13 protein-coding genes are annotated in these 13,511 nt (G+C 36.7%); 2 read left to right on the forward strand and 11 right to left on the reverse strand.

The window, feature by feature from the left end:
• Positions 1-70: 70 nt before the first annotated feature.
• Positions 71-1,414, reverse strand: coding sequence for a stage II sporulation protein P (spoIIP, locus tag HBB17_RS20490; protein WP_238483772.1), 1,344 nt, complete (start codon positions 1,412-1,414; stop codon positions 71-73).
• A gap of 198 nt (positions 1,415-1,612) precedes the next feature.
• Positions 1,613-2,548, reverse strand: coding sequence for a GPR endopeptidase (gpr, locus tag HBB17_RS15570; RefSeq protein ID WP_167958521.1), 936 nt, complete (start codon positions 2,546-2,548; stop codon positions 1,613-1,615).
• 273 nt (positions 2,549-2,821) lie between these two features.
• Here gpr and rpsT point away from each other — a divergent pair, with 273 nt between their 5' ends.
• Both rpsT and HBB17_RS15580 read left to right on the forward strand, forming a co-directional pair.
• Positions 2,822-3,085, forward strand: a complete 264-nt coding sequence (gene rpsT / locus HBB17_RS15575; protein ID WP_167958435.1) for a 30S ribosomal protein S20 — start codon at positions 2,822-2,824, stop codon at positions 3,083-3,085.
• A 220-nt stretch (positions 3,086-3,305) separates the two neighbouring features.
• Positions 3,306-4,013, forward strand: coding sequence for a DUF421 domain-containing protein (locus tag HBB17_RS15580; RefSeq protein ID WP_167958436.1), 708 nt, complete (start codon positions 3,306-3,308; stop codon positions 4,011-4,013).
• Between the two features lie 281 nt (positions 4,014-4,294).
• Here the strand turns inward: HBB17_RS15580 and HBB17_RS20365 are convergent, their stop codons facing one another.
• From HBB17_RS20365 to HBB17_RS15625, 9 genes are all read right to left on the reverse strand, one after another.
• Positions 4,295-4,675, reverse strand: coding sequence for a hypothetical protein (locus HBB17_RS20365; protein ID WP_207717364.1), 381 nt, complete (start codon positions 4,673-4,675; stop codon positions 4,295-4,297).
• A gap of 60 nt (positions 4,676-4,735) precedes the next feature.
• Positions 4,736-4,945: a hypothetical protein gene (locus HBB17_RS15590; RefSeq protein WP_167958437.1), complete on the reverse strand. Its 210-nt coding sequence runs from the start codon at positions 4,943-4,945 to the stop codon at positions 4,736-4,738.
• 128 nt (positions 4,946-5,073) lie between these two features.
• Positions 5,074-5,754 carry a TIGR00266 family protein gene (locus HBB17_RS15595; RefSeq protein WP_167958438.1) on the reverse strand — a complete coding sequence of 227 codons (681 nt, stop codon included), beginning with the start codon at positions 5,752-5,754 and terminating at the stop codon, positions 5,074-5,076.
• Positions 5,755-6,285: 531 nt separating this feature from the next.
• A complete protein-coding gene (locus HBB17_RS15600; protein ID WP_167958439.1) occupies positions 6,286-7,404 on the reverse strand; it encodes an SGNH/GDSL hydrolase family protein in 1,119 nt (372 codons plus the stop codon).
• A 47-nt stretch (positions 7,405-7,451) separates the two neighbouring features.
• Positions 7,452-8,477 (reverse strand): LacI family DNA-binding transcriptional regulator, encoded by a 1,026-nt coding sequence (locus HBB17_RS15605; protein ID WP_167958440.1) that lies wholly within the window; start codon positions 8,475-8,477, stop codon positions 7,452-7,454.
• 257 nt (positions 8,478-8,734) lie between these two features.
• Positions 8,735-9,757: a glycoside hydrolase family 130 protein gene (locus tag HBB17_RS15610; protein ID WP_167958441.1), complete on the reverse strand. Its 1,023-nt coding sequence runs from the start codon at positions 9,755-9,757 to the stop codon at positions 8,735-8,737.
• 18 nt (positions 9,758-9,775) lie between these two features.
• On the reverse strand, positions 9,776-10,633 hold the full coding sequence (locus HBB17_RS15615; RefSeq protein ID WP_167958442.1) for a carbohydrate ABC transporter permease: 858 nt from the start codon (positions 10,631-10,633) through the stop codon (positions 9,776-9,778).
• Positions 10,634-11,629 (reverse strand): carbohydrate ABC transporter permease, encoded by a 996-nt coding sequence (locus HBB17_RS15620; protein ID WP_167958443.1) that lies wholly within the window; start codon positions 11,627-11,629, stop codon positions 10,634-10,636.
• Between the two features lie 108 nt (positions 11,630-11,737).
• A complete protein-coding gene (locus HBB17_RS15625; protein WP_167958444.1) occupies positions 11,738-13,204 on the reverse strand; it encodes an ABC transporter substrate-binding protein in 1,467 nt (488 codons plus the stop codon).
• Positions 13,205-13,511: the final 307 nt, after the last annotated feature.

Below are 13,511 nucleotides of genomic sequence, written 5' to 3' on the forward strand. Positions count from 1 at the left end.
TCCATATTTCTGATAAGCATTATATCATAGGAAACTAGCAGACACAAGAAGATTTAGAAGGCGTTGTCCATCACGGTTCACGAATACTTGTGGTATTTCCCGAAAGAACCTGATGCAAAACTTTGGCAAATGGCTCCATGGCATTCTTTGCTTCCTCAACCGTATTCTCCACGCTTCCAAGCTCCACCAAAAGGGAACGTGGCATCAAATGTAGGTTATACCGATACTGTTTCAGATAAATCTTCTTCATAAGCGTTGGATATTCCTTCATTGCTTGTAGTTGAACTTGTAAACTAAATGCAAGATTATTTGTCAAATTCTTGTTTGGCAAATATGTGATCTCTCCACTTGCATTCCGGCTCAATCCATTGAACAACATGATCGGTGCCACTTCTTTTCCTTCTATTGTAGTAACCACTCGATCGCCAGAATTCCTATGTAAGTCAATCATAACCTTTATGGATGGATTATCCTTTAATATCTTCTTCACACCTTTCAACGAATAATCATACGCCTTACTTCGATCCAGAGATCCCCCCATCATATCATATACGGTGGTATCATGAATCACTTGAATTCCATAATCCTCCTCAAGCGTCTTTGCTAGCACTTCCCCTACTCCTACAACCGTATCATCGCTTTCATTTGCACGGCTGTCAGCAAATGCTTCTGAAGCATGGGTATGATAGATGAGCACCTGTGGTTTTTCTTCCACAATCTCAATGCTCAGATCTTTCTCTAACAATTTTTCAACATCAAATTCTTGTTTGGTCGTATACGTATATTTGTCAACAATATAAAAGTTCTTTATCATAAAGGAATAATCTCTTTGCTTTTCCAACATAAGTACTTTATTCAGGATCTCCTTATTTGCAATCACCGTGGTACTTACTGCAGCTGCATCTTCCTCATAATAGGAATCTCTTGGATTTTCAACGAAACACTCCTCTTCTCCTTCGATACCAAATGTTCCGTCGTCAATTGCCATCTCATCTTCCCCTTCTAGATCATTTCTGCTCATAAATGTGGAATTCGTCATTAGCTTCATTACTTCTAAGAATTCTGTATCAACCGCTTCCCCTTCTCCATTTACAACCGTTTGAACCCTTTCTGCAATGGTGTAGCGTTGAATTGGAAACAAGCTTGTCATCAATTTGAATATCATTTTACTACCCTCTCCTTCTGGAAGGACTGCCTTTTCAATTATGTATGATTGCATCTTCGACTGTTCTTTGCAAAGGGATAAAGACATATCACTCACGATTTCTTCAACAACCGATTGAAGGGTATCGGTAAAATCTGTTTTTGTAGAAACTGCACAGCATTTTATAATAACGCCAATTGCAAGAAAGGATAATGCAATCCAGAAAACTTGTTGCAATGATTCATATAGATCTATTTTTTCAACCTTCATCTTGACCTCCCTTTGGAAAAGCATTTCTTTATAATATATTCTATGAACATGGTATTATGCCTGTATCACTTCCTCTCATCTTACTTTGAACTGCTCCCAGCCCCTGTTCAAAGTGCAGTTTTTTTGTATATTCGATATGGTTTACCGCACTTTAAACAGGCAAAGATCTCCTTGCTCCCAAACAATCATTTTAACTTCTTAAAATTTACAAAAGCACTGATTCAACGCTTCTGATATGGTATAACTAATTCTTTTTACTGCATCATCAATTCCCTTTGGTGTTACAAACATATTGCAAACCATCTTCTCCCGTACTTCCTCCATGAACTTATAGGTTTCTTCATCAGAAAAACCTTTTCCATCTAGAAAACGTTCAATGGTATCATTCACAATCGTTGCACCGTCCACAACTGTTGGAACACCAATCGCAATGACTTTCACGCCCAAGCACTCCTCATTTAGTGCATTACGATGATTTCCCACACCTGACCCTGGACTGATTCCTGTATCCGTTATCTGAATCGTCGTATTCAAACGACTTACACTTCGCGCGGCAAGTGCATCAATTGCAATTAGACATTTTGGTTTCGTTTGCTTAATAATTCCTTGCAAAATTTCACTTGTTTCCATACCTGTCTGCCCCATAACCCCTGGTGCAATGGCACTCATTGATTCCATATGATTCTTTTTCTTAAATTCTTCTCCATATTCTCTTATCAGATGTCTTGTTACAAAAAGGTTATCCACCACTTTGGGTCCTAATGAATCTGGTGTCACTTCACGATTTCCAAGACCAACGATCAGAACTTCACCCTCACTCTCATCTGCTAATAACTCTTTAATATATTTTACGATTTCTTCGGTTAATGGTTCATGATAGGAATCATCATCCTCCTGTAAATGAGGTGCTTCAATTGTAATATAGGTACCAATTGGTTTTCCCATTGCTTCCTGTCCATGCTCATCTTTTATAATTACTCTCGTAATCTTAATGTCTTTATCTTCCACCTGCTCTTCTTCTAGAACAACCCCGGATATCTCAACTTGATCCTCCTCATAACTCTCCTGTACTTCAAGTGCAAGGTCTGTACGAGCATTACAATTTGCATTGCTTCGCTTATTCCATTCCTTCATCTTTGCGATTCCTCCTTTATTTCTATTCATATTGTGTAATTGTCCAGTGCCATTTTCATTACTCTAGACAAATATAAATGAGATTGAATAAAACTTACTTTTACAACATGCTTTTTGAGTCATCAACAGTTTTACCAATAAATCTCGAAATTATGTATTGACAGAAATTCGTTCTTATACTACAATATATGAGTATGTTTACATTAGAACGTCCGTGTCCGGTTTAATGGAACAAAATATTTTAATTTAAATAATTTTTTGGAGGTGTACGGATTGGCTAACATTAAATCTGCTAAAAAGAGAATCAAAGTTATCGAAACTAAAACAATGAGAAACAAAGCAATTAAATCTAAAGTAAAAACTGCTATCAAGAAAGTAGACGCTGCTGTGGCTGCTGGTGACGCTGCTCTTGCAAAAGCATGTTTAAGAGATGCAATTAGCGAAATTGACAAAGCTACGAAAAAGGGAGTTTATCACAAGAATACTTCTTCTAGAAAAATCTCTCGTTTAAGCTTAGCTGTTAACAAAATCGCTTAATTAAAACTATAGATATAACAAGCTTGTTAGGACCTATCGAATGATAGGTCTTTTTTTCTTGCTATTCTCATTTACTTTCATCATTTTATTATAGATGCATTTGATGAATATCCCATACAAATCCAATACCAATATACATAGTTTATTCAAATTGGTGCATACTACGACTATTCTTGGATTACAATTCACACTTGTCTATAAAGTGTAGATAGGAGTTATTATGGAAGTCTTACAAGCAATCGTTACTGCACTCGGATCAATTATTACCTTATTCATATTAACCAAAATAATGGGCAATCGAGAAATGTCTCAATTAACCATGTTTGACTATATCAACGGTATTACCATTGGCTCTATTGCTGCAGAAATGGCAACAACCGAATTTACTGACCTAACGAAACCTTTTGTCGCTATGATTGTCTACGCCTTAGTCGTTACAGCCTCTTCAAAAATCTGCGAGAAATCATTTAAAGCTCGTCGTATTATTGCCGGAAAATCTTCTATTTTATATGATAACGGAATTATCTTCGTGAAAAACCTAAAAAAAGCAAAGATGGACCTCAATGAATTCTTATCCCAATGTAGGATAGGTGGTTATTTTCAACTTTCCACTCTACAAACTGTTATTCTCGAATCGAACGGAAAACTAAGCTTTCTTCCGATTTCAACAGAACGTCCAGTTACCGGAAAAGATTTGCAACTCCAACCACAACAGGATCATGTGGTTGCAAATGTAATTATGGATGGGAAAATCATGTATGATAATCTGAAACATACTGGCAAAGATGAAAACTGGCTAAACAAACAACTAAAGGTTCATCAAGTACAAGAATTATCGCAAGTTCTTTTAGCTACTTGTGATAGTCAGAATACACTTAATGTATATATTAAGAACCCTTCTGATCAGCCTTATGATATACTAGAATGACCACTTTCCCTATTGTACCCCCTCCCTATCGTATGCTCGAACTTTGAAGTTATCCTACACCCCAAACTTCTTTGTTTCGAGCATTTTTACATATTAAATACACCTCGGTGTGTCTTATACTTCTCCTTTCTGATTTTTTTTGATAAATTTCGACATTTTACGCACAAACGTATCATAATATGAATATAGTAAAGTATCAACTTCTATTGGTTGATGAACCAAGTATCCATTAACAATAGCCCCTAATTAAAATGGAGTGATTTTATGTATAATTCCAATTACTACCCATACGACGGCCAATCATGGGAATACAATAGACAATGCAATTGCTCAAATAATTGCTGTTGTAGATGTCCTGCTGGTACCCCTGGTGCTCCCGGTGCTCCCGGTGCTCCCGGTGCTCCCGGTGCTCCTGGTGCTCCTGGTGCTCCTGGTGCTCCTGGTGCTCCTGGCGCAAACGGAATCGGAGCAATTATACCATATGCTTCAGGAAGCAGTGTTGCTTTAGGCGTTAACACTGGAAATCTTAGTAGAAATGTCGGAATAATCGGATTTGGTGAAGATACCACTGAAAATACAACGATTAATACACCTATTACAACGGTAAATGATTTGCAAGCATTTGCTTTTGTTGCTCCTAGAACATTAACATTAAGTTCCATTGCTCTTGCCGCAGTTGGTCAATCCGTAACAGCAACTAACGCAACTATTACTGCACAAATCTATACTGCTGCACCAAATAGCACTACATTTACGCCATTTCCAGGTGCATCTATTACGATTCCTGCACCTACAACCAATAACTCCTCTGGTAATTTTGCTAATATAACGGGTACTATTGCTGCAGGCACGCGTGTACTTTTTGTTGTATATGCTTCAAGTACTTCCACCAGTGGCGTTGTAAATGTATTTTTGAATGGTTCACTAGGCACTACCTAACAGTCCTTTCTGCAAAAGGATAACGATTTAAAAATAGCCAGCCAATAATATGGCTGGCTATTTTTAATTTCCAGTATGTACATGTTTACATAAAAGGTAATGTTTTTAGATACAACTATCTTTACTTACCATTAGGAAAGAATCCACGTAATACAGAGGCAACATTACTGATTGGCATTGTTTGCAGTAACACTCTTCCTGGGCCAGAGATTACCGTGTTGAAGATTCCCTCCCCCCCAAATAACATATTCTTAACTCCTGGTACCGTTTGAATATCCATTGAACAAGTTGCATCCATTGCAGCTAAATATCCTGTATCTACTACAATTGATTGCCCTTGTTGTAAGGTATACTCAACCACATGACCATCAATCTCAATAAAAGCTTTTCCTCTTCCCGATAACTTCTGCATGATAAAACCTTCTCCGCCAAATAAACCTGCACCTAATTTCTTACGAAAATGAACCGATAATTCAACACCTGCTTCTGATGCAAGAAATGCAGATTTTTGTACGATCAAGTCTCTTCCTGGCTCAATCTCAAACATACGAATGGATCCTGGAAAACTGGAAGCAAATGCAATCATACCAGGTCCACCTTGAGCTGTATAAATATTTTGAAAAATTGCTTCTCCAGCAAACATTCTTCCTAATGCTTTTCCAACACCACCATTAGAACTGGTCTCCATTCGCATATTAGGTGACATCCAACTCATGGATCCTCGCTCTGTAATCATTTTTTCTCCATTTTCCAGATGACAAATCACAACTGGTAGTGATTCTCCTTGTAATTCATAATTCATAATTCATAGTAACTGTCTCCTTCCCGTTCACCCGTTATAGATGATACTATCTGTATTATACTTCATAATCCACACTTATCCAACCATTTGTAGTAATAGATTCTTACTTACATCTTCCTTATGTGAGAGTTCACTTTCTCTCGTGGATTACTATCGGGAAAGTCAGAGAACTTTCATTATAGGGTTCGAGTGTCAAAAGCCCTTATTTATTTTGAGGTCAGTCAATTTGCACAATTTAAGTTTGTATAACATGTAATACAGGACATAGTTCAATCGCAACACGCTCTCGCTTGGATGAAGTTCGTAGTGGTACATAAGGCTCTAAAGTACAGAGCCAAAGTACCAACGACTTCATACAGTTGCTCATCAAACTATGTCCTGTATTACATGAGATTAGCTAGTGTTTGTGCAAATTAACGAAAGAAAGTTTTAATAAGGGCTTTTGACACCCTAATCATTATAGAAAAAAAGACGCCCTTCTTAATGGGACGTCTTTCACTCTATTATGTTATATAATCATTCACCTTTTGCTCAGCCAATCACAGATACAAGATAAAAAGGTACTTCCATCTTTTTATTCATTTCTTCACCTTCAACGATTGTAATCTGTACGGTATGTTTTTTTCGTTCCCCATGCTCTAAGACTGTGGTAAGTTCTAATTTGTCTCCCCACGTCTCATCAAAATTACCATCTAACAAGACCGCCTTGTCTGTTTTACCATCGATCACCACACTTGCAATAGGAGCCGGTTGCTTTACGGATCTTCTGTATTGAATTGCGAGAGAACTTGCCTCTACAACAAAGGTTATATGTGCCCCTTTCTCACGCGCTGTCCAACCATGCTTAAAACAGTCTGTAATATCCTTCTGCTCACTTTGATCCACATCAAATCCTTCCCCTTGCCATAGAATGTTCTTGTTCTGATAGCGAACAACATTTTCATAGTCATTGTATGTCATTGGTACTTTTTGCTGTTCTTCTACTTCTTCCTCATTCTCTTTAACTTTGTTAATCTTCTCAAGAAAATAAGTAACCATAGAAGCAACCAAAGCATGCCCTTTATCATTAGGATGCAAATCATCTGGTGTGATCTCTCTATTTAAAATCTGACCAGAAACCACTTGCGGATATATACTACTTTGCATACTGATGCAAGGGAGTTGATAATATCTTCCGATCTTTCCATGTTGTAGCTGTGCATTACCACCTGTATGATAATACACATTATGTAAAAGCATAACTGCAGGTTTTTCCGATGAATAATACACTTTACGAACCAATCCTTCGTATGTTTCCAAAAAATGTTCATCACTCTCATCATTTACGGAGAATTCAATAATCACAAAATCAGGTTTCTTGGATAATAAGTCCGCTTCCACTCTCGCAACTCCAAACTGAGACGTTGTTCCTCCAATCCCAGCATTCACATAAGTAAACGCCGTATTGGGAAATGTATCTTCCCACCATTTAAAAATCTGATATGCGTAACAAGTTGTTGGAAGAGAAGACAAACTCCCCTGGGTGATGGAACCGCCAATAAACCCAATGGTCAATGCCTCTTTTGCTGCTGCTCTTTGTAAAACGTTCTTTAATCGACTGCAATTTCCTCGATTGAAAATTGCAGCTTCACGATCTATCATATCATACATTATAGTAAAACTCCTTTCAAAGCTGGTGTATCTCTATACCATTCAAATTACTCGGAGATTTTTGCAACACTATCCTTATGCACCACTCTACCTTGAACAATCACAACACTAGGTTTGTAGTTAGGTGTTGCTATCTTCTTGATAATATTATGAATGATACGTCTGGCCATTTCTTTAAAATCAACTTCATAAGATGTAATTCCAATATTACTCATTCCTGGATATAAGTAATTATCAAATCCTACGATTGAGACATCTTCCGGAACCCGATACCCTTTATCTTGTAAAATCTTAATTACATAACTTGCTGTTAGGTCACAGTTACACACAAAAGCAGTTGGCATATCCTTTCGTATGATGTCTTCTGGGCTTACCTCAATTGTTGCAATATCAGAGATCCGGTCTTCTATGATCCACTCTTTCTTAATCGTAACCTTATGTTCCATTAATGCTTTTGCATAACCAAAATAACGGTCCGTAATACTATCCGTTGCTAAGATAGTTCCAACATAACCAATCTTGGTATGTCCCATTTCAAACAGATAGTTAGTCAACATATAGGAACCAAAATAACTGTTTGAGATAACCGCATCACAGGATTCTTTTTCATCATAGAAATCAAGATAGATCACAGGTACACCTGCACGCGTATTCAAGCATTGTAGATATGCATCTTGTAAACGTCCAATAACAATTACCCCATCAACTTTTTGTTCCTGTACTAATTTGGGTAACTGTAATTTAATCTCATCATCTTTGCTTACCACTTCAAGCAAGGTAAAACAACCTTTTGCAACTGCACGCTGTGTAACAGCCTGGTACATCTGCCAATAGAAGGAATCATATTTATCCAAGAACATCTCGCTGATAATGACACCAATATTATAACTTGTATTCTCTGCTTCTCGCTTAATTGCAGAAGGTTGACGATATCCCATTTCATCTGCTAGCTTTTTTATCTTCTCCCGTAGTTCTTCACTAACACCCTTTTGGTCAGATAATGCTTTTGAAACCGTTACCGTACTAACATTCAATTTTACAGCGATGTCTGCTAATTTCACTGATTTAGCCATATACTTTTCCTTCCTTTATTCCAATGATATTAGGGGTCAAGGGTACATTCACCCCCGATACCCACAGATTGGTATTCCTCCACGTCTGGTATCCCAATACATATGAACTTTTACCCTTGTATCCTATATATTTTAAGTAAGTCCATCGTAATTTAGCTAATTTTAGCTAAATATTTAATATCATATTAATTTCTTTACTCTTTTTTGTCAAGATTTTTTTGTATATGACCGCCTCTTTTGATACTCTTTCTACATAACTAGCGAATACCAATTTCCGTATCGGTGGACGTAACCGAACTATTTTCCTTGATGTAATCTACAATTGCATCAATTTCGGTGAATGCTAATCCAACATAACTGTCAGCGGCACCATAATAAATTGCAATCTTTCCAGATTCTGCGTCGTGAATGGTTGCACAAGGAAAGCAAACATTCGGAACAAATCCATGTTCTTCATACCATTCTTCTGGAGTTAATATAAAGTTTTCGCAACGATACTTAACGATGGAAGGCTGCTCTAAATCTAAAATTGCACCTCCGATGGAATACACATAACCGTTACAAGTACCAGTCACACCATGATAGAACAATAACCAACCTTCTGATGTTTCAATAGGAGCAGCTCCTCCACCGATCTTCAAGGATTGCCACCATTCATTACCTTTGCTCATTACATGTCTATGTTTTCCCCAATATACCAGATCAGGGCTCTCACTTAAAAAGATATCACCAAATGGTGTATGTCCACTATCTGACGGTCTGGATAACAGCACATAGTTTCCATTAATTTTACGTGGGAATAAAACCGCATTCCGATTAAATGGGAGAAATGGATTCTCTAGTCTTGTGAATGTTTTAAAATCTGTGGTCTTTGCCATACCAATTGCTGCTCCATAGAAATCTTGGCACCATATGATATAATAGGTATCCTCCACTTTTACCAAACGAGGGTCGTATGCGTAACGAGGTAAGAAAGTTTCTCCTTTTTCGTTTACAAAATTAATCTTCTCTTCATCAATTTCCCAATGTATGGCATCTTTACTTCTTCCAAGATAGATATATGGAATACCATTTACCTGCTCACCTCGGAACACACCAATGAATTCTCCTTCATAAGGCATGACCGCACTATTGAAAATGCGCGCTACCCCTTTTACAGGGTTTCTTCCGATGATGGGATTCTCCGAATAGCGCCATACTGGTGCATCCTTTAATCCCTCCGGTCTTTCCTGCCATGGTACATTTGGTACTGGTTGACTAATGATTTTCACTTTACTCATTGTATACTCCTCTCTACGTTATCCTTTTACCGCACCTGCAGTTATTCCATTGTAAATCTGCTTTTGACATATAATGAATACAAACAATGCTGGCAATAAGGAGATGATAACACCTGCACATATTAAGTTATAACGGCTTCCAAGTGGTCCGGTGAAGGAATACAAGGAAATTGCTACCGTACGTAATTCTGGTCTTTGTAGATATAAGTTCGCACTATAATATTCATTATACGTACTAACCCCTTTCAAGATCATACTTGTTACAATTGCAGGTCGAAGCAACGGTAACATGATCTTCCAATAGATCTGCATATAGGAAGCTCCATCGATAATCGCAGATTCATCTAAGGAAACGGAGATATTCTCCATAAATTGAATAAATATATAGATAGAAATAACATCGGTTCCCATCATCATGATAATATAGCCATAAAGATGATTGATGAATCCAAGTTGTTGCATGATATTATAAACGGATATCTGCATTGCAACACCTGGTAATAATGAGGCGAATAGGAACAGATTACGAATCAATGCATTCCCAAGGAAGTTGAAACGGTTTAATACATATGCCAATTGTGTTCCAATTAAGATTGAACCAATTAAAACACAAACTAACACGATGGTTGAGTTCAAAAATGCTCTTCCCATGTTTGCCATTTTGAAAGCACTTATGAAATTATCAAAATTCAGCCAATTCTCCGGTAATGTCATTACATTGGTACTCTGGTATTCCGCATCGGTTTTGAAAGCAGTAATCACACAGGATACGATCGGTATGACTGCTACAAAACTAAAGAATACCAGTGAAAAATATTTGATAAATATCGCAGAGATTTGTCCGACGCCATAATGTTTTCTTCGTTTCGCTGCCATCTATACCGCCTCCTTTTGTTTCTTACTTACTTTGTTCCTACGACGTTTCTTTGATGTAACTACTTCATCTTCAGCATTTGCATTCCGAAACGCAAACTTAAAGAACAACTTTTGTAAGATTGTTGCAGTAAAGATTATCATCAATAGTACGATAGCCATTGCAGAAGCTAAACCAACCTTTTGGTTCGTATGCGCAATTCGGTTCATTACTACAAAATATGTAGCGGTTCCATTTCCTCCATTCGTGATAACATATGGTGGTTCAAATGCACTAAGAGAACCGGTAATCGATAGGATAATGTTCAACGTTACAATGGTTTTGATACTAGGTAAGATGATATGCATAAATTGTTGGAATTTATTCGCACCGTCCAGTTCAGCCGCTTCATACATCTCTGCATCTACAGACATGATTGCCCCGATAAACAGGACCATGTTCTGTCCAAAATATCTCCAAACAGATGTACCCACAAGGGAGACATTATTAAGTCCCTGCGTTCTCAACCAAAACGGAAGATTTTCAAGATTAAAACCACACCATTGCAGTACGGTATCAAATACAAAACCTCTTGTGTAGAAAAACTTAAAGATAAATCCAATTGCAATCCCATTAATTAAGAATGGGAAAAACATAAATCCCTTGAAGATATTGCCACCTTTTGTTTTAAAGCTTAACATAGTAGCCAAATACAGTGCGATAACTAGCTGCACAATCGATCCTGCCATATAATACAAGCATAATTTTAAGGAACTAAAAATCTGTTTATTCTCAAATACTTCTTTATAATTATCTAGGCCAACATAGGTCCGTGTACCTGTATATTTCATTTTATAAAAACTGAATTTGAACATCTCCGCAAACGGAAAATATGTAAATAAAAATAATAACAAAAGAGGGATGAACATAAATGCAAATATAATAATAGCTTGTTGTCCTTTCCTACTTCTTAAACGTTGGCGCAAGGACTTTTTTCTATGGTCTGTATAGGTTATCATATAACCCTCCTTCTATTTGATAGTACGTGCTGTTGCATATTGTGTATTAATACCATCTGCAACAGCACGTATTCCACATCATTTTACCAATGGATTACTTATATGTCCTTATTGATTTACTTCAATACTATTAGATTCTTGTGCAGAAGCCCAAGCTTCGTTCCATTCTGCCATAATTTCATCGAATGTCATGCCCTTATTCGCTGCATTTTCAATAATTTGTTGAACTTTTGTATTACCACCTGCATTGATCATTAAGTCTGAATCTGTATTTAATAGATTTAAATAATCTTCTTCACCAGCTACAGCAGGATCATCTGCTATGAATTCAATACCTTCGAATGCAGAATATACTTCTGGATAGTTATTATCTTCTGCATTGATTGGGATACCACTTTCATTGTATGAGAATCCTGATTTATCTGTCATCCATTTAACGAATACCATTGCTGCTTTCTTATTATCATCAGATGAATTTGCATTGATACCATAGCAGTAATCAGGACCAGCTGATGCATATTGTTTTCCATTTACAGTGATTGGGAATGACATGTAGCCGATATCATCTGCGTGTTCACCAGCCGCTTGCATCTGAGGATATGCCCAAGAACCGAGTACCATACAACCAATTTCACCATTATTGATCATACCTTTACAACCTTCCCAGTCAGTTGTTGAGAAGTCTTCTTCTGTTAATCCACCTGCTACTGCATCATATAAGATTTTGTACACAGCATATGCATGTGTATTATCCCCTTTATCTGAGAATGGATCTTTTGCGTGTAACAATGTTTGATTCATATAGGTAGACTCACCTGTTGCAGATCCTCCAAGATATGCATCCCATGCACCCATAGTCCAACCAGCTGCATAGTTTGTGTATAGAGGAATTGCATCTGTCTTATCTTTAATTGCTTGTAAAGCTGCTAAAAATTCTTCTGGTGTTTTTGGAATTGTAGTAATTCCTGCCTTTTCAAATACTGCTTTGTTATATACGATACCTTGTGCATTACCAGTAGAAGGAATACCATATACCTGATTATCATAAACCCAGTTGTTAATAAATCGAGCTTGTTTGCTTACTGTCTCTACATCCCCATAAGGAATAAAATATGTACTAAGATCTGCTTTATCTACTGCTGGAATTCCCATGATGTCACCCCAGTCACCACTTTGTAAACGTAACAATGCATTATCTGCATAAGTTGTATCTGTTTCCACTTCTACTGTAATGTTTGGATACATTTTATTGAATTCTGCTACGTATTCACTCCATGTTGTTCCTGGATAATCCTCTGTATTCATATCTGTTCTGTGATTGTATACTTTTATTGTCGTTGTAATATCTGTGTAACTTTCTCCCAATACGATATTGGCATAAGATAACTCTTGTTCTGCAGCTGCATCATCTGTTGCTGCTTCTGCTGTATCATCTGTTGCCTTATCCGTTTCTGTTGTTTCTGTTGTTGCTTCCTTTGTGTTATCTTTCTTATTCTCTGCTTTTTTAGAACAAGCAACACATGACAAGGAAAGAACTACTGCAGTACCAATTGCTACAAATTTTTTTAATCTCATAACAAATCCTCCTTTTATTAACAAGTTACTTTTTTGTAACTTTATTTTAATTATAAATTAATTAATTTTTAAGTCATCATTGAGAATTGTTATTTATCTTTCATTCTTGTTTTTTTTAACAATAATTGCGTAAAACGCCCTTATTTTTTTCGAACAATTGTGCTTTTTTACATGTTCAAAATTATTTTAGTCTATTATTATAGGTATTATTAATTATTTTTAATTAATTTTAGTTGTATTATTTATCTTCTTGTTTTATAATATGATACAAGATTAATCGGTTATTTGTTTCAAAATTACATACTTA

The sequence above is a fragment of the Anaerosporobacter faecicola genome, assembly GCF_012070565.1.
GTDB classification, from domain to species: Bacteria; Bacillota; Clostridia; order Lachnospirales; family Lachnospiraceae; genus Anaerosporobacter; species Anaerosporobacter faecicola.